We start from the raw sequence: 24,076 nt of genomic DNA, 5'->3' as shown, positions 1-24,076 counted from the left end.
CGAACGTTATAATCTTTGATTTAACGATGGGAGGATGTCAAAAGCGGCCTCTTGACCGTAGGAAATTTCTACATGGTGTCCATCAGGATCCCTTAGATAGGCTGCGTAACCAGTTGGAGGACCATAATCCTTAGGTCCGTCAAGTAAACAACCCTCTTTGCGAGCAAGTTTGCAGAGCTGATCCACTTGTTCGCAACTGACACAAGCAATACCAATATGACTCGGGGGCAAGATCGGCTTGGCCTCTTCTTCCTCAAGTAGAGCTAGGGCAAAGGGTCTAATGTTGTCGGACATCCAAACTGTCCCTGGTTCTACGCGCAAGCGCACTACTGACATCTGACCATACTTAGCGTAGAAAGCAATACTGGCATTAAGGTTCGTAACAGCTATAGCTAAATGAGTGAAGGCTGTTGTTTTAGTCATTGCAGATTCTGTAGTTTTATTGAGACTGTCCAAAACATATTGAGCAAACACGGGCAATCCAAAGTCAGGTCGATAACCGTGAATGGCATCAGGAGCAAGCTGCTTCATTAGGAAGACTATCGCCCCAGTTACAACTTGACCAGGAACTAAAATCGGGCAACCCGGTGGGGTAGGAATAATGAATGTAGATGAAACCAGTTCTCGCCCAGACGCCATTATCTCATCTATTTCATTGTCTAGCTTGAGGTATTCTATTTTTTCTTCGTCCAAACCCAGGAAGTAGGCGCTCCGTAGGTTCCCTTGCCCAGTTGCCGGGTGAGAACGGAAGCCGGAGTAAAACTCGCTGAAATGAGGCAAAGAAGGCAAATTCAGTGTTAGCTGTTGCAGCTTGTTTTCAAATAATTTGATTTCCACTTGATTGTATTGGCACAATTCCTGCTCCAACCCCTCAGCAATTTTATGCAGGCAATCAAGCAAATATGTTACCGAACCCCAGGTTGTCCCGATATTAGTCATTAATAAAACCGTATTGAGGGAAACCTTGTTAACCTGAATATTAAACTGTTCCATCAGTACAGAATTTTGGAAAGTATAGCCATCGATGCCTGTCTTGCCAATGTACAAAGTCAGCCGCGTGGGGTCGAGAACAAATTCATCATCCTCCCAGGCTTGCTCGATACACTGGAACTCTACTTCTGGATCTTCCTGAGTTTGGTAACTTTTCAGACCTGATGGGCGATAGGTTTCCGGAATCAACTCTTCAGGAGTAAGTATCTTGAAGTATTTTCCTAGCAATGGATGAGTGTTAACCTTCTCCCGCACTATCATTGCCATATCAATCTGGGAATGAACCAATTTGAAGCCTTCCAAATCAACTTGTCGCCGCGCTAAATCCAGAGAAGCCAGAATTTGGTAATTGGGGGAGGTGGTGGTGTGGGTCATGTAAGCCTCTAGAAAATCAATTTCCGACCTACGGTTGAACTCCTCGTCCCAGATGTGAATCATGGATGATTGACGCATGCCAGACAGAGATTTATGTGTTGATTGGGTTGAGTACACCCGAATCTTGACTTGATCTGGATCGGGTAAGAGGTGCTGGTTCAGCCAGGTGTCATCATCCTCTGGGTCAAGCCGATCAAATTGTTCCTTAAAGGCTGCATACTCCTTTCGGTATTGGGGACTGTGATAGCGAGTATGAAGGTCAGTGGCAGCTTGCATTGCTGTACGTTCTCGATAGGTTGAGGTGCAACCAGCAAAGGCAAACCAGGCTTCGTCCCAGAGGAAAACCAGATCTGGCTTGATTGCCAGTATTTCTTCCATGACTCCCTTAACGTTGTAAACAATGCCATCAAAGGTACAGTTTGTGAGTAACAGCATCTTCACCTGCTCCAATTGCCCCTCCCGCTTGAACTTGAGCAATTGTTGCTTGATTTCCTTTAAAGGCACAGCACCATAGATACTATATTCTTTGAGGGAATAGGCATTGAGGTAAAGGGGTTGAGCACCTACTAAGACGATGCCGTAATGGTGAGATTTGTGGCAATTCTGGTCAACCAAGACAATATCACCTGGGCTTACAATTGCTTGCAAAACAATTTTATTGGCAGTTGAAGTCCCATTAGTCACGAAAAAAGTTTGCCTAGAACCAAAGCTTTTCGCTGCTAAATTTTGAGCCTCCTTTAGGGGACCAGTAGGATGTAGTAATGAGTCTAATCCTCCACTGGTTGCTGAAGTTTCTGCTAAAAATAGATTTTGACCGTAGAACTCTCCCATATCCTGAATCCAATCAGACTTAAAGATGGAATTTCCCCGGGAAATGGGCATGGCATGAAATACCCCTGTGGGTTCTTTGCTGTAATTTCTTAAGGCATCGAAGAAAGGGGTTTCGTAACGTTTTTCGATGCCTTGAATAATACTTAAGTGTACTTCAAGATAGTCTTCCTGATTGTAGAAAACGCGGCGGAAATTCTGATTCGTATCAGCATCCACATCAACCACGGATACATCGCTCAACAAGTATAAATCCAACTCTGGACGTAACTTATGTATAATCGCACCTAAAGTAAGACCTCTCGGTTGGTAATATTCCCCAGCTAATTCAGCTTGTTCTAACCCACTCATGTATGTTTCGAGCAGTGACAAACAGTTGTTTGAACGCAGGGGAAAGTCGTAGCCGATAACACAGCATTGAATGCTGTGATTCAACATCAAAGCTGTTAGGGCATCCTCAAAGTTAGAAATGACGATGAGCTGATAAATAAAATTGTCTGTTTTCGAGGCTATTTCTGCCAGTTTTTGGCGTAATTCTTTTTCTTTTTCCGGTGTCATGTCGTCTTCGAAAAATAAGACGGTAAAATCGAGTTGATTAGAGTTTTGATTGTACTTATCGACCGATATAATTTGCTGTCCATCTTTCTGTTCGCTTGCAAAAATCTGATCCATGTATGCTTGGGCATACAGTTCAGCACGGCTAGACATCAAACGTATAATTTGAGTCACTTCCCAGGAAAGTCGGGAATATTCCTGGCGCTCAAAGTGCTGCTGCAATCGTCGAAATGCATTTATCCCTGGAAATTTCCAGTAGAGTTCGATGGGTTCGAGAATTTTGAACCCAGCTGCAATTTTTTCCTTTAAGGTGGAGATATCCTGGCCACAGGCGTGAAGAGATTGCAAGCGGTCTGTTGACAATTTCAGTTGGTTCCAGATGTCAACACGCATTGGTAAGGTATTTTTATAGGTGCTGATATACAAGCAATCAAGAATGCGAGTACATGAGTTTTTGGACACAGTTATATTGGATTTAGTTATTACGTCTGTTATTATATATCAATTGGTATTATAGCGTTGTAAGCATTCAGCTATCACCCAAAGGCCAAGGCCAAGGCTGATAGCTGAATGCTTACCCTATTGATAATGTATTGATAATGTCTCAATGGCTGAGAGCTAATAGCTTAATAATGCTGACTACTCTTGGATGCTAACCTCGCAACCACTTTAACTCCAAATTCCTCTTCAAATACCGATTTTTTATAATCCAAATTCCACAGTTCCAAAGCACAATCATCATTGGTCAAAGCGGGAACTAGATCTAGATAAAGTGCCTTATCATCGGAGCGATAATCCGACTTAACATGCCGAATTGCTCCAATATGTCTACGGTCTAAAGCAACAGCTAACCGTAACAAAGCACTGAGCTGACTCACCAACAGCCGATGCTCTTGATTGGCCAGATTGTTGTAATTCTCATGCTTTTTCTTGGGAGGACTCTTGCGATGGTAACGAGCCAGATTAGCAATGATTTCAATTTCTGGCTCCAGAAAGCCCAACAGTTCAGCATTGCGAATTAAGTAATAAGAATGCTTGTGGTGGGACGAATGACTAATATACACGCCACAGTTGTGTAAAACTGCTGCTGCCCAAAGTAATTCCCGTGCCTGTGTTCCCCAATTGTGGAGTTTTCCTTGGGTTTGGTCAAATAAGCTCAGGGCAAAGTTAGCCACCCGCTGACTATAATCCAGGTTGACCTGATATTTCCCAGCCACTGCGATTACACTCCTTTCCCTGACCTCATCTTGGTAGCGTAGCCGGTCTTCAATCAATCCATGGGTAAGCATCCAGTCAACGATTAAGCCTTCCCGGAGTGATCGTCCACAAATTATGATCGACTCCATTCCCAGAAGCTTCATGGCTTCTAATAAAATGATTGTGCCAGCAACAATAATTTCTGAACGCCTCTCGGACATCTCTGGCAGGGTTGAGCGTTCAGCCAAACTCATAGCAGCTAAGCGCTTGAGCATTTTTTCCAAATCTTGACGAGTCAGCTCATAACCCGTTAGGGGATTAGGTAACATACCCAGATGTTCATAGGCGTGCATCTTGGCTAGGGTCTCAATAGTGCCAGATGTCCCCACTAAACGAGGCTGTTCACTGAGTTTCAAGTTACCCTGGATGTCGTCAACAGCTCGCTCTAACATTCCCCTGATATAGGCTTGCAAATAGAGAAACTCACTTTGGCTGATGGGGTCTGTAGTTACAAACTCCTTTGTAAGACGAACGGCTCCTATTTTTGTGCTACTTAGGGAACGGGGGTTGTGACTATCCCCGAGGATCAATTCCGTTGAACCACCGCCAATATCAATAATGATATGGGGCTGGTTGTTGAATTCCATAGCCGACAACACACCTAGGTAGATGCGTCGTGCTTCCTCCTGACCAGAAATTAGGTTGACCAATAAACCCAATTCTGTATATACCTGCTGTAAAAAAGCCTGGCCATTCCGAGCTTCCCGCACAGCACTGGTTGCTACAGCAACGATGTTTTCAGCATTGAGGCTGGCTGCCAGTTCCTTGCAGCGTTGTAGAGTTGCGATCGCTCTGTTCATGGCTTCGGGGGTCAACTCACCGGTCCGGGGGTTGCAATTTCCTAACCTGACCGTGTCCTTTTCTTTACCAATAATCGTGAATGCCGGGAGTTTGGGATCAATTCGCACTACCACCATGTGAATGGAATTGGTACCAATATCGATGGCAGCAATAATGCGCTCTTGCTCTTTGTCAGGAGTGGAAACATGTAGGAAAATGTCTTGGGTCAGTGAGTTAACCATATTGATGTATCCTGCTTACAGATATCAACCCGAAACCTATCAATAACGATATCTTTAAGGAGACTAACAAAAAATAGGCACTATCTCCTATTGTGAAATTCCTCTGATTCGAGGAAACAATCCGGAAAATTACCTACAAACAAAATTACCAACAAACGAGTCACCATTCCTGCTATGCTTACCCAGCCAAACCCCAATCCCATACCCACCTGGCTAGCCATTATGCGACTGTTGCGATGGGACAAGCCAACTGGACGATTGATTTTAATGGTGCCAGCACTGTGGGCAGTTTTTTTAGCAGCCCAAGGGAAACCACCGATTCCCCTGGTTAGCGTGATTATTCTTGGAACCTTAGCCACCAGTGCTGCTGGCTGTGTAATTAATGACGTTTGGGATCACAATATTGATTCCCAAGTGGCGCGAACTCGCTCACGCCCTTTGGCATCCAAAGCCCTATCGGTCAAAGTTGGTGTAGTAGTTGCCTTAGTTGCTATGGTCTGCGCTGGGGTGATTGCCCTGTATCTTAATGCTTTCACCTTTGGGCTTTGCGTGGCCGCTGTACCAGTAATTGTGTTTTACCCATCTGCCAAGCGAGTGTTTCCTGTACCGCAACTGGTTATGGCCATTGCTTGGGGTTTTGCTGTACTGATTAGTTGGAGTGCCATTACTACTACTCTAGAACCAGCTACCTGGTTACTCTGGGGAGCAACGGTACTGTGGGCATTGGGATTTGACACAGTCTATGCCATGCCAGACCGGGAGGATGACCAGAGGATTGGGGTGCGCTCTAGTGCCTTGTTTTTCGGTAAGTATGCTGCTGATGCCGTAGGTGTGTTCTTTGCTGGTACTGCTAGCTTGCTTGCTGGCCTGGGAGTTGTCATGGATCTTCAACTGGGCTTTTGGTTAGCGCTAGTGATAGCGACAGTAGTCTGGATTTGGCACTATACTAGACTACGAAAGCCCAATCATCCCACATCTGTCTATGGAGAGATTTTTCGCCAAAATGTCTGGATTGGCTTTGTGCTACTGGTCGGGATGATTATTGGTAGTCATTAGGGACTTGCATCTAAAAAAAATACCAATTAAAGTAGGGTGGGCGAAGTAATCTCAGGAAAGTTGCTAGTTATTCCGTGAGCATTCAGCAGTCAGCGGTCAGCCGTCAGCTTATTTTATTCAAAAGCTGAAAGGTAAGCATTCAGCCGTTGGCCTTGGCCGTTGGCCACGCTACGCGAATGGCTGATAGCTGATACGCGACACGCTGATAGCTGATAGCTTACGTTATCCTGATAACTTTTAGCTTTTGATACCAATAATCGAAAATTGAGTATCTAGGAATACTACTATTTGGTGTGTGGAAGGGATTTTGAGGTAATTTTTGATAATTACTCACTGATAACTAGCAACTGAGATAATCTAATCTAGACCTACCCTACAAGCTAAAAACTGGTATTGTGTTTCTTGGCTAGTCTTTTATTCCTTTGGAAATTGCTAACAGTTAATTGTTGATTATCTGTTTTGTCTGGGAGCATGTCAGTTTTGTTAATCCCTGATTCAGAACCCCCTAAATCCCCCTTAGTAAGGGGGACTTTTGAATCTCAATCTCCCTTAGTAAGGGTAAATTTTGAATCTAATTCCCCCCTTGTTAAGGGGGGTTAGGGGGGATCTATATACATAATTACAAAGGTGACATGTACAAAGGTGACATGGTTCCGTTTTGCATGTTCCCTGCAATATTTTTGCCTAATGTTTCTTTCAGAGAAAAGATGGGAAACCTAATAGTGTGCAATCGTTAAAATAGTCCGAATGGGCTAATTTCTGTAGAGGTTAAAAAGCATGAACATCAAACGATACCAGCTATCAATTATCAGTGCCTGTTTGTTTGCTCTCGTCAGCCCAACCGTGGGTTATTCCCAAGAACCTGAGACTATCCTCCAAAAACCTGGAACTATTTCTGAAGAAGCTGAGACTATTCCTCAAAAACCCTTGACTATCCCTGAAGAGGCTGAGACTATCCTCCAAAACTCTGAGATTGGCTATACACCAGAGTTTGTCAATTTTTACATGGGGCAATGTGTTGGGAGTAAGGGCTCAGAGGCTCAGGCTTTTTGTCAGTGTACCATTGATAAAATTCAAGAAAAATACCCCTATGAAGAGTTTCTAAGTATTGGTCTAGAAATTACTGGTGGTGCGGAACCTCCTGAAGATTTCAATAAACTGATTAAGTCCTGTGAAGCTGGGAATTAGTAATTAGACATCATAGGTGAAAATTAGCGATTAGCCGTTGTTATGTCAAATTTATGGCATTGCTGAGGGGCAGGATAAATATCAGTGGGGTGGGCATCCTGCCCGCCTGGGAATTGTAACGGGCAAGATGCCCGTTTCACAGCCAGATGCCCATTCCATCAAGATGCCCGTTCCATCAAGATGCCCGTTCCACAGCCAGATGCCCGTTCCACAAAACTATTAAAATAAAATCATCCCGCATTTATGCAACGCCAATTTTTTTCTGGCTCTTCAAACGAATGAATAATCAAATATAGAGACATATTGGATACTTTGTGTTACAAAAACTCGCACTTGGACACGGATGGCATAATAGGACAAATTAGGTTTTTTAAGAAAAAATAATTAACATTATTAAAAAAAATCACGTAGAATGAAGAGATAAAAACTATGCCAACGCCAACAATCTGAATTGCCGAAAATTTAAACGGTGAAGCTTGTATATTCCTTGGAGGAGACTTAATTATGGTTGACTGTAGTTTTTCTTTAACCTCCTTAAGTGCTTCTAGTGCCTGAGTTGCACCGGAGTAAGGCTCAGAATAATTGTAGTGTACCATTTTATCTAAAACTGCTGCTAGTTCATCACTGACCTTGACTTGGTTATTACGCCAGATTATTTTGTTATTTTCATCCCATTGTAGGGTGTTGGGCAGTTCTCCTGTAAGTGCTTGGATTCCAATCATTCCCACTGCGTATATATCACTACTGAGGTTAGGATAACCCTTGGCTTGTTCAGGAGCCATGTAGCCTGGTGGCGAATATTGAATCAATCTTTGGCAAACGACCAGAAAACCCTAACCAGGTATTACCGGGCACGTGGGCGCTGTAACGCAAACTAAATGGCCTTGGCCCTGTGGCGAGTGACGCATCAATACCAACCTGCCCTGCTACTTCAGTAGGAGTAGACACCAGCAAAGCAGAACCTGTCACTAGGATCGGGAAAGTAGCCTTAGCTAGGTTAGTTATGCCCATCAGGTTAAAGCCTAAAGGCTGCCAATCAGAATTTACCTCAGATGCTCCAGAAGAGTCTGAGGAATGGTATCTGATTCCTTGGAGATAATTGAATAAAGACTTCATAACTGGCCAGAATGAATTAAAGAGAAAAGCTAATTGGTAACTGACCCAACTAGTCTTGATATCAATAAATTAGTTAGTAAATTAGTTAGTTCAGCAACACCGAATAAATAACTAATCGTGGCTCTAGGAAAGTTGCTATGTAAAACGTTTATAAAATAATTATGATAATCATGATATGGCAGGAGTTTTAGTTTTTGAAAGAATAATTTTTAATAAATTACCCGCCCGATCAGACTTAGTGGGCAATAAGCGCGGTTTTATGCATACAATCAGTTCGGTAGAGCCCTAATCATTAATAACAAATAACTCAGCTTTCAGTACTGAGCACTCAGATAAGCGATTGACCCTAGGTCACGCTACGCGAACGCATCCGATTTTCCTCCTAATTAAACTACTCTTGTGATCTAGGATTGCTTGATTGATGTGGTTATTGCCTAGAGAGAATTACGGAATTTTTATCAGGTTACGGAGGAAATGATATCCGTGAATTCCACATCTCCCTGAGTTAGGTGTTAGGTTAATCCTTCTAGTGCCTAATAGCTATTTTAGTAATTGTTAATTGTTAATTGTTAATTGGTAAGCATTCAGATAATGCGCTACTTGAGGTGCTACTTGAGGTGCTATCAGCTATCATCTGATTCCCTATGGGCACTCTACTTGAGGTTAATTCAGCCATTGGCCTTTGGAAAACGGCTGAATGCTTATGTTAATTGGTAATTTTAAATTATAATTAATGTGCATGATTAAAGCAATCGACAAATAGCGTTACTAGTAGAGTTACTAGGGAAATCAATAACAGACCTGACGTTACCGGTAGAGTAAATTTACCCATGAGCAGTAGAGTGTATTATTAAACTAACCGACAGCTATACTTATTCCTAGAGTTACTGAGTAAATCAGCAATATACCTAAGGTTACCGGTAGAGTAAATTTACCCATGATCAGTAGATAAGATTATTAAACCAACCAGCAACTAGCGTTACCGGTAGAGTTACTGGGGAAATCAATAACAGAGCTGATCTGATCGGTAGAGTAAATTTACCCATGATCAGTAGATAAGATTATTAAACCAAGCAGCAACTAGCGTTACCGGTAGAGTTACTAGGAAAATCAATAAAGTAAATTCCACCTATAATAAAATCAATTAATTTTTGAGTTAACACTGCTTGTTAACTATACTAATCCCTACTCCCTACTCCCTACTCCCTACTCCCTACTAATCATGGCCAAGACACACATCCGCTTTGACTGGGCGATCAAAAAACTGCTGAGGGATAAAGCTAATTATGTTGTCCTAGAAGGCTTGATCACCGAATTACTAGGAGAAGAGATTACTATTGAATCTATTTTAGAAGGCGAAAGTAATCGGCTCACCGAAGACAATAAACTGAATCGGGTTGATATTCTAGCGCTCAATAGTGCTGGAGAGTTACTGCTAGTGGAAGTCCAAAATAGTTCCGAAAATGATTACTTTCACCGGATGCTATTTGGCGTCTCCACACTGCTCACGCAATATCTAGATAAAGGAGAGCCCTATAGTAAACTCAAAAAAGTCTACTCCATTAATATTGTTTACTTTACCCTGGGGCAAGGACAAGATTACATCTATGAAGGGAAACTAGATTTACGAGGTCGTCATCATCAAGACTCCTTAGGGTTATCCAGTCTCCAGAAAGAGTTGTTCAAACTAGAGAAAGTATACCAGATATTTCCCGAATATTATATCTTGAGAGTCAACCAGTTTGATAATGTAACTAGAAACAATTTAGATGAATGGATCTATTTCCTAAAGAATAGTGAAATCAAGGAAGAGTTCCAAGCCAGAGGATTAGCCGAGGCCAAGGATAAGCTCAGGATTGATAATTTACCATTACCAGAAAGGGTTGCTTATCAGAAATATCTGGAAAATAAACGGTATGAAATTAGCCTGTTGGCAGGAGCAGAAGCAGCTGGAAAATTACAGGGGAGAGCAGAGAAAGCTATAGAAATAGCCCAAGCTATGAAAGCAAGAGGGATTGATTTGGATTTAATCGTGGCAACAACTGGTTTAACTAAAGAAGACGTTGAAAATTTTTGAATGGTCGCTAAGGGATTAAACCTTGAGGTATAATAAATTAATTCTGAAAATTTTTCTGCCCTTTTTACTACTCCCTACTCCCTATTACCTATTCCCTGATTAAACCATTTTCATTATGTCACCAAATCAAAAAAAAGCATCTGAAACTAAACCTGAAAATAACCCTGAAAATAAACAGTATAGCCCTTCTGTATTTCGCATCTCTCCTATAATTCGGATTACCCTAATCACATTTTATTGGGCGCTGTTGATACCATTACCGTTTTTAGCTAAAGTATCATCGACTCCGGTATCGCCAATAATCCTGTGGATAGGAATTAGCTTAGGATTTATCGCCCTCTATGGTGCCTTAAGCGAACAGGTGATTGTAGATGACGAAAAAATTCAGGTAGCTTATCCCAATTGGGTGCCCCGATTCTTCCGCAAAGGTTGGCAATTACACTGGAAAGAGGTGAAAGACTTAAAAATGCGCACCACAGGTCAAGGAGGGCTTGTTTACTATTTCGTTAGCCAGTCTTATGACCAAGCTTACTTGCTGCCAATGCGAGTAGTGGGATTTAATCGCTTAGTTAAGTTAGTACAAAACTATACCGGGATAGATACTACCGATATTCGTCCCCTAGCCCAGCCTTGGATGTATCTAATTTTGTTCGGATTCACCCTCTTGCTATTACTTGTAGATGCCTGGACCATAACCACAGCTATCAATCAGGGTTTGATGTAAGCATTCAGCTATCAGCTCTCAGCTCTCAGCTAATGGGCTACGCGCACGGTACTTGAGGTACTATAGCACTACCCATTAAGATGTTTGACATTCCTAAACTCCGAAACGTAAGTAATCCCTTACTTTTGACTTCTGACGCAATAACCTTGCTGACTTGGGCGTAGCGCTATAAAAGCACTATCTGTAGCACCATCTGTAGCCCATTAGCTGAGAGCTCTCAGCTAAAACATTGATAATTTTTAATTGGAGCAAAGCGATTGACTAATCCCCTGTTGCAGCTAAAGCAGGTAAGCCTGACCCTCTCAACCAGGGCTAAAGCAGCTGGAATACCTATATTAACTGATATTTCTTTCGAGGTCAGCCCATGCGATCGCATCAGCGTGATTGGACCATCTGGTGCTGGTAAAACCTCTCTGTTGCGGCTGTTGAACCGATTAAGTGAGTCCACCCAGGGAACAATTTACCTAGATAATCAGAACATCCGGAATATCCCTGTCCTAGAATTGCGGCGACAGATCATGCTGGTTCCTCAAGAACCAAAATTGTTAGGAATGACCGTTCAGGAGGCTCTAGCTTATCCGTTGGTATTGCAACAGCTGCCAAAAAAAGCGATTGGCCGTAGGCCACGCTACGCGAACGCACAACGGACACAAGAGATTCGAGAGAGACTGCGCATCCCAGCGGAGTGGTTAGAGCGTACAGAGTTACAACTGTCTTTGGGACAACGGCAATTGGTTGCGATCGCACGAGCACTAGTTGTCCAACCAAGGATAGTGTTACTTGATGAGCCCACCTCAGCCTTAGATGCTGGTATAGCCTCTCAGGTGATCAGGGTATTTACCGATTTAGCCCGAAAGGAGCAGATCACAATTTTGATGGTCAATCACCAGCTAGATATGGCTGAGTTATTTTGTAATCGACTATTGTATTTGCAAGATACTCAGTTACTCCAAGACAGTCCAGCTGAGCAGATTAATTGGCAACAATTACGAGAGAGATTAGTACAAGCAGAAGCTAAAGCATCTCAAGAGTGGGCTTAATCATTTGTTGACAGTTGACGGTTATTTTAATTTTGCCTATTGCCTCTTGTCTATTGCCTATTGCCTCTTGTCTATTGCCTATTGCCTCTTGTCTATTGCCTATTGCCTCTTGCCTATCATGCGTCTAACCTCTCTTGATGTCTTTCGAGGTATTGCCATGGCTAGCATGATTCTAGTCAACAATCCCGGAAGTTGGTCTTATGTCTATCCCCCCTTACTTCACGCTAAGTGGCATGGTTTTACACCCACAGACTTAGTATTTCCTGCCTTTTTATTTATTGCTGGTGTAGCAATGGCTTTTTCCTTAGTCAAGTACACCAATAACAACCAATCCGTATCCCAGGGGTATTGGCGTATTGGCAGGCGATGTGCCATTCTATTTGCCCTAGGCTTACTGCTCAATGGTTTTCCGACTTACAACTGGGATACTATTCGGATTATGGGTGTCTTGCAGCGCATTAGTCTTGCCTATTTCCTTAGTGCTGTAGCAGTGCTAAATCTAAGACGACGGGGTTTGTGGGTACTGACCGGAATAGTTTTGCTAGGGTACTGGGCAGCGATGTCTTTAGTACCAGTTCCTGATTATGGTGCTGGTAATCTGACACCGGAAGGGAATTTTGCTGCCTATATCGACCGTATGGTATTGGGAACAAACCATTTGTATAAACAAGCTCAATTTGATCCAGAAGGACTGTTTAGCACCTTCCCAGCGGTAGTAACTGTCTTGGCTGGCTATTTCGTTGGGGACTGGCTACGCCATCAACCGATACCGTCCCGCACTAGTTTGGGATTAGTACTATTTGGTGTAGGTTGTCTTGGTTTAGGCTGGGTTTGGGATTTCTGGTTCCCAATTAACAAGCAGTTATGGACAAGTTCCTATGTAGTCTTTTCTGCTGGTTGGTCGATGCTGTTACTAGCTGCTTGTTATGAGTTAATTGAAGTGCGGGGATTTCGCAGATGGGGATGGCCGTTAGAAGTAATGGGGTTAAATGCGATTTTTCTGTTTGTCGCATCTGGTTTAGTAGTTCGCATCCTATATCGAACTAAGGTAGGGACAGGTGATAATGCTGTGAGTACCTATACTTGGATTTATGAAAATCTGTTTCGGTCGTGGGCTGGAGCCATGAATGGTTCTTTGATCTTTGCCATAGTCAATGTACTGTTGTGGTGGTTGATTCTCTATGGGATGTATCGGCGACGCTGGTTGATCAGGATTTAATGGTTAAGGGTTAAGGGTTAATGGTTAATGGTTAATTAACCATTAATAAATCTTTTGGGCTGCCAGTTCTGTCCCAAGTTTTGGATTATTCTCGTTTATGCCTTGATTAAACCGATAGCCAACATTGCGAACCGTTTGAATAATGTTGGGTTGTCGAGGATCAGTTTCTATTTTTTTGCGTAGGGCAAGGACGTGGGTATCGATGGTGCGCGGATTGTCAATAGCATTGGGCCAAGCGCGGCGCAATAATTCAGAGCGACTCAAAGGCATTCCCTCTGCTTGGGCGAGTACATAGAGCAAACTAAATTCTTGTGGAGTCAGGTCAATAAACTCTTCTTTGAAGCGGACACGACGCTGGACTAAATCAATTTTGAGATCACCGTAGTCCAGAGACAGGGGAGCTACCGTAATGCGGAGGCGACGAATTAGGGCTTCCACCCGTGCCATAAATTCCTGTATACCAAAGGGCTTGGTGAGGTAATCGTCTGCCCCAGCTTTAAGACCAGTGACGATATCTCTTTCACTATTACGAGCAGACAACATTAAAATTAGAGATTTTCGCTGCTGCTGAAGCCAGCAGCAAAATTCAACCCCATCGCTGTCTGGTAAATCAGAGTCTAGGATAACCAGAGTGGGTTGGCGATGGTGAAAGTCTTCCTTGGCTTGCTCAAGATTTTGTGATTGGTACACCCCATAACCGGATTTCTTCAGGTGCGACCCTAGAAGCGATCGCAAATGAGGGTTTCCTTCAATAATCTGAATTCTAACTGAGCCCACGGCACATTAAAGTCCTCTTAGCCTTAGCCGTTGGGATTTAATCATAGCAAAGGTCAGGTCAACATTCTGTAACAACTGCTACTTATGATCCCGATATTGGCTTGCGTTCTTCCAATACGACTTCCTAGTGGCAGCAAATGGACCAGGTCAGAGGGACAATAAGGACAATAGTAAAATTTCAATTTACCATTAATTTTAACTGACCATTTTAGATTATAGCATATAAGATGCAATTTAGTCTAGGTAACATAACAAATAATTGAGAAAAGTATTGAGGACTTGCTACTTTTGCTAAACTGAAGTTAAGTTGGCGTATCCGAGTTTCTACTGAGTGAGCCAATACCGCTACTGTTGATACTCAAAATTTCTTAAGACTATGCTGCAAGATCCTCAAGCTATACGCTGCTATCAAAAACTTACTGACTCCCTAGTCGATTTGTGGAATCGAGGTTATAGCTTCGATGAATTGCGGCTATATATCGATGGCTATCTTTCTGCCCTCAAACACACAAATACCCTTGAATCCTATATAACCTACCGCTTAGAAGAAGATGCCATTCGTTATCTTCGTGATCCATCCAACTTTGAGATGGTACCAATGCCGCAGCCAGAAACCGACTACTATTAAACCTTAAACACACAGAACCCCACTGAATCCGATCAAGTCCATGGGAGTACTCATCCTATCCGTTAGCTGGTAATAGGCAATTACCAATTATCCATTACCCATTACCCATTACCCATTACCAAAAAGCGATAGGCTATTCTCTTGAGTAATTAACTGGACTTGATATCAGTGGGTTTTCTTGGCAATCTGCTTTTCCCAAATACCAACTAAATTCTGAACCCTTTCATCCCAACCATACTGGGAAACACACTCCCTACCGTTGCGACCCATTTCCTGTCGCAACGCTGGGTTCTCAATTAATACTTTGAGCTTGTCGCAGAAATCTTCCTGATTCTGGGGAGTGAACAAAAAACCATTCCATCCGTCTTGGATATTCTCCACTACCCCACCTGCTTCAGGAGCGAGCACAGGAATTCCAGCTGCGAAGGCTTCTAATATAGTTAGCCCTCTAGTCTCCTTTTCTGATGCTGTGATATGAATATCACTGTTGACCAAAAGAGCTGGAACATTTTCCGGTGGCACTCTACCCAGTAAGTAACTATTAGGTGTTAACTTGCTTAAGCGGGTAGCAATCTCATCCCGCATCGAACCATCACCAGCAATGATCAGTGCGATTTTGTCACTGTTGACCTCTTGTACAACTCGTGAAAAGGCATTTAGGGTAAATTCCCACCCCTTATCTGGAGTTAACCGACCTAGAAAAATTAACTTAACTTTCCCCTCAACCTCTGGAATATCATAGTTCTTTTCGAAAAACTGTTCTTCCCGTAAACCAGGATAGAATTTACTAGCATCAAAGCCAACTAAATTGGCATGTAGGGTGTTTTTAATGCCCAGATTGATAATTTTTTTATGGGTAATCCGACTAGAAACTAGGGTGACATCATAAGAATTATACACTGAAATCAATATGGTTTTAAAAATAAATTTAATTCCAGCGACGACCAGAGACGGTAGAGAAAAGTAATCTTCGGCATAGTCAATAAAATTAGTCCTAAAAAAACTCACACAGGGAATACCAGCTTTTTTGGCAAAAGCCACCCCAGGCACTCGAAAAAATCCAAAAAACAGTCTTTCTGGTTCATCAACATGAATAATATCGGGCTGGAATTTTTTTAATTCCTGGAGGAGGATTGAATAGGAACTCCTGCGCACCTGACGCTCAAAGTCCAAGTCCATGAATGAGGTACTCGGTAAATTGATGATTCTCACTCCAGGCAGGATTTGACCAGTATAATCTCGCCAATTGGGATAGACATGTTCTAAAGCACTGTACTCAGGACAAAATAACAACACCTGGTGTCCCCACTGACTCAGTCGTTGTAGCCTAGATAATCCACTAACTGTTACGCCATCAATGACAGGCAAGAATCCAGAGGTGATAATAGCAATTTTCATAGGTGAATAGAATTATCCCACTCAGAGCGTGTTTAATTTTTAGGGGCAAAGCATTGACGATGCGTCCCAATTGTTGCATAAATCATGTCAGAACAGGTAAGGCAAATGTGATCAGGAGAGGGAATTGAGGAAGAGCACAACAATTCTATCTTCTCTATCTTCCCCATCTTCCCCTGAACCATGATCAGTATCTGTATGTAAATACTTCGCCCATCCCAGGAGTTAGGAAACGTTTCATACCAAATCCGGGTTAATTACCCCCTTTTTAAGCAAAAAGCATGAGGAGCTTCAGGAGCTTCAGGAGCTTCAGGAGAACAGGAGAAAGAATGCTGGAATCATAACGGGGGTTTTTGGAGCGAATTTGGGATCAAACACTAGTCGAAGTAGTTAAACCTAGGTTAGGGTGAATCGCATCCGGCAGTTCCTTTTCCACTCGCCGTATGGGTGGATATCGATAAGCGATAAAGCTTGCCAGGATGTTCAGCAATCCCATCAACAGCAACAGCAAGCCCATCCCACGCCCTGGACCAACTCCAATGATATGCCCAATACTACCTGCTAACAGTCCATCGGTAGCCATCATCGGTTCTAAAACATGATCGACTAACGGTCCGGTTAGCATGTGGGCAAGGATCAATAAGGAGTTTTCGATGGCCAGTTGTAAGGCGAAGACCCGTCCTTGCAGATTAGCTGGGACTTTGTTCTGCCAGATAGTTTGATTACAGCTAACGATAATGGGTTGAGCAAATAAAACACCAAACGCTCCAAGAGCAGCTAAGTTCACAGAAGCGCGGCACCCACCTAAAAGTAAGAACAAGCCTTGCAGGATTACAAAGCTAAAAATACCGTATATCCTGGGCTTGGGTCCTCCCCAGGTAGTCATGACCAAGCTACCAATAAGCATCCCACAACCGCCAATAGATAAAATGACCCCAAGTTCAGCACTGGAGGCAAAGCTTAACACCAGTGGCCAGAACAACACCTGAAGAATACCCATAGTGAAGTAGACCACGGCAAAGAACATCAGCAACCCTTGCAGTCCTTGCCGTTTGGCAATGTAACGCCAGCCTGATACTAGATCTTGGCGCAGTTGGGAGAAGTGGGCTTGCTTTTGATGAGTGTGATGGCTAGACTGGAGATGGGGAATCTGAACGCTTAGCAATGTCGCTAGGGCAAAGATGAATGTGATGAAGTCTATTAATAGAATTCCCTGCAAGTGAATGGTCTCCAGCAGCACACCCGCCAAGGTCGGTCCAAGAATCTTGGCAGTTGCCCTAGAGGCTTGCATCATGCCATTAGCACGGCTAAGATGTTCTTGAGGCATCAGCTGAGTCGTAGCTGCTGTATAGGCTGGCAACTGGAAAGCCTTAAACGTTGAACTGATTGCTACGACTAGGTAAATGTGCCAGATGTCTAACCTGCCCGAGAACACCAGAGCCATAACCACCAGTGTGCTAGCCCCTGCCACGGAGTCGCTGAGAATCATCGCCCAGCGTCTATTCCACCGGTCTACGAATGTACCAGCTATGGGTGAGATAATAATATTGGGTAGGTGAATAAATAAAGAAATTAGGGCAAATTGGGTGATTGAACCAGTAGTCTGGTAAGCCCAAACGCCCAGAGCAAATTCGGTAAGATTAGACCCCAGAAGGGATACTAGCTGTCCCAACCAGATCAGAAAGAAAATCTGCATTTATTGTGTCTTTTTCTACTTTACTCGTCGTTATACTCCGCCATCGGCGGGATTATTGTACCTTTTATACATGAATGACTGAACCCCTTGCCAGTTCCCGCTAAGCTTACACCTTGATGGGTAAAACAGTCTAGCTCGGGGAAAAAGACTGTTGTAGGTGGGCTTACTGATATATCTAGTATGGTGGCAAGTTTTATGTTTGACGGTACCCTTGATGATTACTATTTGTGACATTTTTGCTTAGATTGTGGTGACATTGTGTTGATGCAAACCGCGAGAGAGGGAACCACGGCAGTCGCTCATGGTTTGAAGTTACCGTAAGACAGGCTCGCCTTAATCAATGGAGGCGCGCTTTCCTATGGCGAATTAAATTACGGGGTCGCGCCTCAAGTTTTAACCCTTTTTTGCATAACCTACCAACCATAAAGGCGAGCCTGTCTAAGGTTTCGTCTCCGGGGGGACCACGGCAGTCGCTCATGGGGGAAACCCCCAAGACCGCGCTGCCTCCCCAAGACCGCGCTGCCTCCCCAAGACCGCACTTGCTCCCCAATGGCTGCGCTGCATCGCTTTTGCCCGACAACCGCTTCTGTGGGTGACATGGTGCTGAATTTGCTGATCAGAATAATTCCGTAGTACCTATCTGAGCAGGAAGAGATGAGCTATTGTGGACACCTATCTTGAGAAGCTCCACAGCCGAGAGCTGACTGCTGACTCGTTACCAACTAGTTACGTTTAGTGGCAAGAAAAGACCAGTGACCCTGGTTATTAAGAAGAGTTTCAACAGTTATAATTTAAATTGACTTAATTTCCATTGACTATTGTATACTTTATTGGTAAATAAAACAAGTATCCTAAACGGGAGTTTTAAATCAATTGAGATATTGAGATATTGAAGATGCTTAACTATATCTAGTTCCTTATCTAGTTCGGTTTTGGATTGTTTGAGGTCACTAGTTTAATTTTTTTTGACCGTTTATCCCTGACACTCAAGCGTCAAGCGTCAAGCGTCAACCTCTTAAATTTAGTGCAACCTATAGGTTATAAAATATACCTCGGTTTGACCCCCCAGAGTATCCCGAAAATCACTCCCAGTATTTGGAATCATAATGATTGACTTTAATTTCGGTCAGAGGAGGTTGAGCTAAAGGACACCATTGGATTCACAAGACATGCTTTGATTGGACGCGATCGCATATTTTTGTAAAACTACTCAAAGTTAAACCAGTTACTGTAAATATCTTCATAGTATGATGATTCGTTATCGTTTTATTCACCCTTACTGATCCACATATTGCTGGTCATCGGGATTTTCTGGCTCCTCCAGAATCTCCGTTCGCTTAGCTTGACCTAAGGTCAATCGCGTAGCGTGGCTCACGGCCTCTCCTTCCTCATAACCGAAAATTTTGCCAAAATGGCAACCAATTACTAACATGTATGAGTCAATATTGTATAGATACAGGTTTATTTACTATTAAGTAAACTGCCCTATAAATTCATGTCGAAATGATTAGATTCGGAAGAGGATTAACATAAAATCCAGGGTAAATAATATCGCCAGAGTCTTCTTGATTTTTATAATTTTTATGAAATTTAAATTAAGATTGCTTAAAATTGCTATAATTAACTAAATTTCAATCAGGGTGCTTTACTACTATATAAGTAAGTCAGTAATATCTCTGTCGAGATAACTAGTCATAATTAGTGATCTTACTGTGCAGTTTAATCAATATAGTTAACGAAAATCCCTATGGTATTAAACGCAAATCAACTATCTGAAATAACTATTAAACTAACGGCTACCCTGACAGCAGAACCTTTAAATAAATCTCTAAACTTATGGATGGAAGATATAAATATTCCATCCAAAATAAACTTATCAAAATCTAATCAACATGTTGAACAAATATTTGATAAGTCTAGTCTAATATCTACTCCTAAAAATGGGAGTACTGTCATCTCCTCAAGTTTTGAAGACTGGATCAGATCTCCTGCCAATCAGCCATTATCACCAAATCCCTCTAACCTAGGTTTAGCTACCAATTTTGATATTCTTAAAGCCGAGGCTATTATATTTAATCATAACGATTACCAATTATTCAATAATTTAGTTATTGTTCATTAAAATGAACAATAAACTGATTAATTATATCAAAAAATTTTTGAAAAACAGACCTACATTAAACATGGCATAACTATCCATGATGGGGATTGTATTTTTGATATAGGGGCAAACATCGGTATGTTCACCCTGTTTGCTCAGCAAATCTGTAAAAATGCCAGACTATTCTCCTTTGAAGCCTTACCAGATGTTTTTGAACTGTTGCAGATCAATGCATCACTGTATGGCTCGAATGCCAAAGTCTTCAATTTTGGACTTTCCAAGCACTCAAAGACTATATCTAGTATTATTCATAAACAGAACATTGAAAAAATTGATTTACTCAAAATTAATGCTGATCAACCTCAGCTAGATATCTTGGCTGGCATCAAGGAGAAGGATTGGGAAAAAATTAAGCAAATTGTCATGGAGGTTGATCAGATTACAGCAGGGATAAAACTAAAGCAGATCACAAACTTACTCCAAAGGAAAGGCTACCAGTTAGTGATTGATCAAGAATTATTGCTGGCAGATACAGGGGTTTACCGTATCTACGCCAGGCGTAACTATCGGCTAAATCAATTCTTCTAGTATCCAACAGGAATGAAAATCCCTCTTGTTCTAGCAACACACTGATTACTCAGCTTACTCAGCCTTTGTGATAAGGAAGTGGATCGTCCAATCCCAACTCAGCAAAGGCAGCCAATCGCAACCGACAAGCATCACAAACACCACAAGCTAGATCGTTACCTGTGTAGCATGACCAGGTTTTTTCCCAAGGAACACCCAGCTGATTGCCTAATTTGATAATTTCGGTTTTTTTCAGGTCAATCAGAGGAGTGACAATTTTAATTCCATTGCCCTCCCTACCTTGTTTCGTCCCCAAATCAAAAGCTGTCTGCATTGCTTGGATATAATCCGGACGGCAATCTGGATAGCCAGAATAATCTAAGGCATTGACACCCACATAGACTCCCTCAGCACCAATTGCTTCTGCATAGGATAAGCCAAAGCTCAGAAAAATCGTGTTACGGGCTGGAACATAGGTTATGGGGATGTCTTGAGACATCTGCTCTAGACTACGCTCCTTGGGTAGGTCAAGGTTATCATCGGTTAACGCTGAACCTCCCCACTGCCGTAAGTCAAACCTGACTACCTGATGTTCCTTAACACCTGCTGCAGTAGCAATTGCGTAGGCTGATTTGAGTTCTCGTCGATGTCGCTGCTGATAATCAAAGGAAAGGGCATAACACTCATAACCGTCTCCTACTGATTGATACAAAACTGTAGCAGAGTCTAAACCTCCAGATAACAACACAATTACTTTCTTAGACATGATCCAACCAGATATCACAAGTCTCATCAGGATAATGCCTAATCAAACGTTTTGCACTGTTACTACAACTACCAATTAATAATTTCATTGCTCTGTCAACAGACAACCCACAAACTGACACATAGGGTTAGTGTTCGATATTTCGTCAAACCACAATAAGTATAGAACACATGTTTTAAAGGTTCTTTTAGCCTGAGTGGGATGGACAAAGCTTTGAAATTCTTCACATTTATAGTTGCTGTGGTACTATCTGGATGGTTTAAGGCGACTTAGATTAAGTAAATCGACTTATTACCAGTGGTGGAGGAGCAAAAAAGAGTGCAGAATAGTACTTATCAAAGACATCGAGATCATCAAGTCCAGCGCAACTTACCGCAGCCAATCAAAATCGGTGTGATTGGCGTTGGCAATATGGGACAACATCATGCCCGAGTTTTGAGTCTTCTCAAAGACGTTGAAATTGTGGGTGTGGCAGACATTAACGTCGAGCGTGGTTTAAATATTGCCAGTAAGTACCGTGTTCGCTTTTTTGAAGATTATCACGATCTTCTTCCCTATGTAGAGGCGGTTTGCATTGCAGTACCGACCCGTCTACATCATCAAGTCGGGATGACTTGTCTACAAGCTGGAGTGCATATTTTAATTGAAAAACCGATTGCCGCTAGTATTGCTGAGGCAGAATCGTTAGTAAATGCAGCAGCAGATTCCCAATGTATTCTCCAAGTTGGACATATTGAACGTTTTAACCCAGCTTTCCAGGAACTGAGCAAAGTTCTGAAGACAGAACAATTGCTGGCTGTGGAAGCTCATCGCATGAGTCCTTACTCTGACCGAGCCAATGATGTCTCGGTGGTTTTGGATCTCATGATTCATGATATAGATCTATTACTAGAATTGGTAGCCTCACCTGTGACAAGGTTAACCGCTAGTGGCAGCCGTGCTTCTGATTCCGGGTATTTAGATTACGTCACTGCTACCTTGGGGTTTGCCAATGGTATTGTTGGTACGGTCACGGCAAGTAAAGTGACACACCGAAAAATCCGTCGCATCGCTGCCCATTGCAAAAATTCTCTGACGGAAGCTGATTTCCTGAATAATGAGATTCTAATTCATCGGCAAACCACTGCCAATTATATGACGGACTATGGTCAAGTGCTTTACCGACAGGATGGTTTGATTGAGAAGGTTTATACCAGTAATATTGAACCACTCCATGCTGAGTTAGAACACTTTGTCAATTGTGTACGGGGTGGTAATCAACCTTCTGTCGGAGGTGAACAAGCTCTAAAAGCACTGCGTTTGGCCAGTTTGATTGAGCAGATGGCTCTTGATGGTCAAGTTTGGCACAACGTAGACAATGGGAATCATAAACTCCATACTTCCGTCATGACAGTTCCGTGTTAGTGACTTGTTGTTGATTTGTTGTTGATGATGTAGGGGTCAGTTGCACTTGTAACTGACCGACATTAGGGAGAGCCTAAGGGGGTAAGGAACAAATCAGCCCAATCCGCTTTGATAAATCCCTTCTAGCCCTGACAACTAAAACTCGCGGCTATAGGTAGGTCAAGCCTTCTGGAAGAGTACAAAGTCGGCCTGGACAGACTGACTTCAACAGGGGGTCTTTAATCTGGATTTGCTATCAACCTTTTCCCCTGTCCCTTTTTCCATTTACCTGAAAAGTTTGATCACTGATGAAGCTACCTGAGCTGATATAACTTCACTGACTTTCTGATTTCCTTGGGGGCTAAGGTGAATGTGGTCACGGTAAAGTATTTCTGGTGTTTCGGTGTTATTGAATACTTCTAAAAAATCAAGATAAGTAATGTTGTGCTCTTGAGTAAAGTCACTCAAGCGTTTACGGGCTTTTAACTCATAGTCACGAGGTCCTTTGGTGCCAATTTCCCGGAGTAGGGGGGTCATCCCTAGCACTAACTTGGCTCCAGCAGCATCAGTTAGGGTCTTAATTTCCCCAATGGCCTTGAGATTAAAGCCAACCCGGTCTCCTGGTTCTGCTCTGACTGCTTCCATTTCAGGAATAGCTGGTGCTCTCAGGAGATAGCGACTCCAGATCTCGGCTATGGCTAAGAGGGGTTTTTGGCTGGGATAATTGCGATCGCGTCCCACTTGTACAGAAGTCGGTGCTGTAGCAAACAAGTCATCGGTATTAATCAGTAATACCACTACATGGGCGTTGAAGGTGCCAAAGCGTCGTAGATAGGCTAACTCATTTCGTGGTCCCCAAGAATTAGCAGAAGCATTAAGGACTTCGACTGTTTCAAATGGTTTCTCCTTGGTTAGACTTGGTAAGACGTCTTTGGTCAGCCATAGTTCTAATTGAGATTGGAGCCGTGCTGATATAGTTTGGTCTTGGTCTGTCCACCAAGCCCCATTCGCAACAGAATCCCCCAGTAGGAACACCCGCAGCATGGATCGGGGTGGGCTAGGAGTAGTGGTGGCACTGCGCATGGAATATTCATTAATGACAATGCGGTTGCCAAACCGTCTGGTGCTTTGGTTAGGGGCTAGCAAGTAGCCAATTTCCTCATCTGCCACATAAATAAGGGGATTACCGAAGCCGAGCAGCCATCGTAAACCCACCTCTAGGGCTACCAAGGAACTGACTAGCACTGCCAAGGTTAATAGCAATACTTTCACAAGAAAATCCTATATAATTTATAAATTTTTCCTATAGTTTTGTC

Annotated in this window: 23 protein-coding genes; 11 read left to right on the top strand and 12 right to left on the bottom strand. The window is 42.7% G+C overall.

The annotated features are described in order from the left end of the window. Nucleotides 1-6: 6 nt before the first annotated feature. Complete coding sequence (locus F6K37_RS01975) at nucleotides 7-3,210, bottom strand: aminotransferase class I/II-fold pyridoxal phosphate-dependent enzyme (protein ID WP_287247816.1); 3,204 nt, start codon at nucleotides 3,208-3,210, stop codon at nucleotides 7-9. A gap of 164 nt (nucleotides 3,211-3,374) precedes the next feature. Continuing rightward, nucleotides 3,375-5,027, bottom strand: coding sequence for a Ppx/GppA phosphatase family protein (locus F6K37_RS01970; protein WP_287247814.1), 1,653 nt, complete (start codon nucleotides 5,025-5,027; stop codon nucleotides 3,375-3,377). Nucleotides 5,028-5,201: 174 nt separating this feature from the next. On the opposite strand from F6K37_RS01970, the gene F6K37_RS01965 reads away from it, so the two are divergent. Next, nucleotides 5,202-6,083: a 4-hydroxybenzoate solanesyltransferase gene (locus tag F6K37_RS01965; protein ID WP_287247812.1), complete on the top strand. Its 882-nt coding sequence runs from the start codon at nucleotides 5,202-5,204 to the stop codon at nucleotides 6,081-6,083. 113 nt (nucleotides 6,084-6,196) lie between these two features. On the opposite strand, the gene F6K37_RS01960 is transcribed toward F6K37_RS01965, so the two are convergent. Further along, the gene (locus F6K37_RS01960; RefSeq protein WP_287247810.1) at nucleotides 6,197-6,337 is read right to left on the bottom strand and encodes a hypothetical protein; all 141 of its coding nucleotides are present in this window, start codon (nucleotides 6,335-6,337) and stop codon (nucleotides 6,197-6,199) included. Nucleotides 6,338-6,860: 523 nt separating this feature from the next. Here F6K37_RS01960 and F6K37_RS01955 point away from each other — a divergent pair. Together F6K37_RS01955 and F6K37_RS01950 are read left to right on the top strand one after the other, a co-directional pair. Continuing rightward, nucleotides 6,861-7,271, top strand: coding sequence for a hypothetical protein (locus tag F6K37_RS01955; RefSeq protein ID WP_287247808.1), 411 nt, complete (start codon nucleotides 6,861-6,863; stop codon nucleotides 7,269-7,271). 37 nt (nucleotides 7,272-7,308) lie between these two features. Beyond that, a complete protein-coding gene (locus F6K37_RS01950) occupies nucleotides 7,309-7,494 on the top strand; it encodes a hypothetical protein (RefSeq protein WP_287247806.1) in 186 nt (61 codons plus the stop codon). A 94-nt stretch (nucleotides 7,495-7,588) separates the two neighbouring features. Here the strand turns inward: F6K37_RS01950 and F6K37_RS01945 are convergent, their stop codons facing one another. Together F6K37_RS01945 and F6K37_RS01940 are read right to left on the bottom strand one after the other, a co-directional pair. Continuing rightward, nucleotides 7,589-8,053: a hypothetical protein gene (locus tag F6K37_RS01945; RefSeq protein ID WP_287247805.1), complete on the bottom strand. Its 465-nt coding sequence runs from the start codon at nucleotides 8,051-8,053 to the stop codon at nucleotides 7,589-7,591. Continuing rightward, nucleotides 8,043-8,387: a hypothetical protein gene (locus F6K37_RS01940; RefSeq protein WP_287247803.1), complete on the bottom strand. Its 345-nt coding sequence runs from the start codon at nucleotides 8,385-8,387 to the stop codon at nucleotides 8,043-8,045. The genes F6K37_RS01945 and F6K37_RS01940 overlap by 11 nt, the downstream gene beginning before the upstream one ends. A 1,222-nt stretch (nucleotides 8,388-9,609) precedes the next feature. Here F6K37_RS01940 and F6K37_RS01935 point away from each other — a divergent pair. From F6K37_RS01935 to F6K37_RS01920, 4 genes are all read left to right on the top strand, one after another. Further along, nucleotides 9,610-10,464 carry an Rpn family recombination-promoting nuclease/putative transposase gene (locus F6K37_RS01935; RefSeq protein ID WP_008187782.1) on the top strand — a complete coding sequence of 285 codons (855 nt, stop codon included), beginning with the start codon at nucleotides 9,610-9,612 and terminating at the stop codon, nucleotides 10,462-10,464. A gap of 115 nt (nucleotides 10,465-10,579) precedes the next feature. Then, a complete protein-coding gene (locus F6K37_RS01930; RefSeq protein WP_008187783.1) occupies nucleotides 10,580-11,188 on the top strand; it encodes a hypothetical protein in 609 nt (202 codons plus the stop codon). Between the two features lie 257 nt (nucleotides 11,189-11,445). Next, entirely contained in the window at nucleotides 11,446-12,228 is a 783-nt protein-coding gene (locus F6K37_RS01925; RefSeq protein WP_008187784.1) for an ABC transporter ATP-binding protein, read from the top strand. Between the two features lie 118 nt (nucleotides 12,229-12,346). Further along, complete coding sequence (locus F6K37_RS01920) at nucleotides 12,347-13,447, top strand: acyltransferase family protein (RefSeq protein ID WP_008187785.1); 1,101 nt, start codon at nucleotides 12,347-12,349, stop codon at nucleotides 13,445-13,447. Nucleotides 13,448-13,489: 42 nt separating this feature from the next. Here the strand turns inward: F6K37_RS01920 and F6K37_RS01915 are convergent, their stop codons facing one another. Then, on the bottom strand, nucleotides 13,490-14,224 hold the full coding sequence (locus F6K37_RS01915) for a response regulator transcription factor (protein ID WP_008187786.1): 735 nt from the start codon (nucleotides 14,222-14,224) through the stop codon (nucleotides 13,490-13,492). A 376-nt stretch (nucleotides 14,225-14,600) separates the two neighbouring features. On the opposite strand from F6K37_RS01915, the gene F6K37_RS01910 reads away from it, so the two are divergent. Continuing rightward, nucleotides 14,601-14,852 carry a DUF6761 family protein gene (locus F6K37_RS01910; RefSeq protein WP_008187787.1) on the top strand — a complete coding sequence of 84 codons (252 nt, stop codon included), beginning with the start codon at nucleotides 14,601-14,603 and terminating at the stop codon, nucleotides 14,850-14,852. Nucleotides 14,853-15,017: 165 nt separating this feature from the next. Here the strand turns inward: F6K37_RS01910 and F6K37_RS01905 are convergent, their stop codons facing one another. The 4 genes from F6K37_RS01905 to F6K37_RS01890 form a co-directional block, all read right to left on the bottom strand. Beyond that, nucleotides 15,018-16,250: a glycosyltransferase gene (locus F6K37_RS01905; protein ID WP_008187789.1), complete on the bottom strand. Its 1,233-nt coding sequence runs from the start codon at nucleotides 16,248-16,250 to the stop codon at nucleotides 15,018-15,020. A gap of 367 nt (nucleotides 16,251-16,617) precedes the next feature. Then, nucleotides 16,618-17,943, bottom strand: a complete 1,326-nt coding sequence (locus tag F6K37_RS01900; protein WP_287247801.1) for an MFS transporter — start codon at nucleotides 17,941-17,943, stop codon at nucleotides 16,618-16,620. Nucleotides 17,944-18,356: 413 nt separating this feature from the next. Next, on the bottom strand, nucleotides 18,357-18,542 hold the full coding sequence (locus tag F6K37_RS01895) for a hypothetical protein (protein WP_287247799.1): 186 nt from the start codon (nucleotides 18,540-18,542) through the stop codon (nucleotides 18,357-18,359). 677 nt (nucleotides 18,543-19,219) lie between these two features. Beyond that, complete coding sequence (locus F6K37_RS01890) at nucleotides 19,220-19,375, bottom strand: hypothetical protein (RefSeq protein WP_287247798.1); 156 nt, start codon at nucleotides 19,373-19,375, stop codon at nucleotides 19,220-19,222. A 315-nt stretch (nucleotides 19,376-19,690) separates the two neighbouring features. Between F6K37_RS01890 and F6K37_RS01885 the strand changes: the two genes are divergently transcribed. Both F6K37_RS01885 and F6K37_RS01880 read left to right on the top strand, forming a co-directional pair. Then, nucleotides 19,691-20,065 (top strand): hypothetical protein, encoded by a 375-nt coding sequence (locus tag F6K37_RS01885; RefSeq protein ID WP_287247796.1) that lies wholly within the window; start codon nucleotides 19,691-19,693, stop codon nucleotides 20,063-20,065. Between the two features lie 33 nt (nucleotides 20,066-20,098). After that, entirely contained in the window at nucleotides 20,099-20,632 is a 534-nt protein-coding gene (locus F6K37_RS01880) for an FkbM family methyltransferase (RefSeq protein WP_353736738.1), read from the top strand. Between the two features lie 58 nt (nucleotides 20,633-20,690). Here F6K37_RS01880 and queC read toward each other — a convergent pair whose 3' ends face one another. After that, on the bottom strand, nucleotides 20,691-21,377 hold the full coding sequence (queC, locus tag F6K37_RS01875) for a 7-cyano-7-deazaguanine synthase QueC (protein WP_287247795.1): 687 nt from the start codon (nucleotides 21,375-21,377) through the stop codon (nucleotides 20,691-20,693). Nucleotides 21,378-21,695: 318 nt separating this feature from the next. Here queC and F6K37_RS01870 point away from each other — a divergent pair, with 318 nt between their 5' ends. Next, nucleotides 21,696-22,781: a Gfo/Idh/MocA family protein gene (locus F6K37_RS01870; RefSeq protein ID WP_287247793.1), complete on the top strand. Its 1,086-nt coding sequence runs from the start codon at nucleotides 21,696-21,698 to the stop codon at nucleotides 22,779-22,781. Nucleotides 22,782-23,045: 264 nt separating this feature from the next. Here F6K37_RS01870 and F6K37_RS01865 read toward each other — a convergent pair whose 3' ends face one another. Then, entirely contained in the window at nucleotides 23,046-24,032 is a 987-nt protein-coding gene (locus F6K37_RS01865; protein ID WP_287247791.1) for an SGNH/GDSL hydrolase family protein, read from the bottom strand. Nucleotides 24,033-24,076 lie beyond the last annotated feature (44 nt).

Origin of the sequence: Moorena sp. SIO4E2 (genome assembly GCF_010671945.1) — a bacterium.
Lineage (GTDB): Bacteria > Cyanobacteriota > Cyanobacteriia > Cyanobacteriales > Coleofasciculaceae > Moorena > Moorena producens.
Note: the sequence above shows the minus strand (reverse complement) of the source record. Positions and strands in the feature narration are given on the sequence as shown.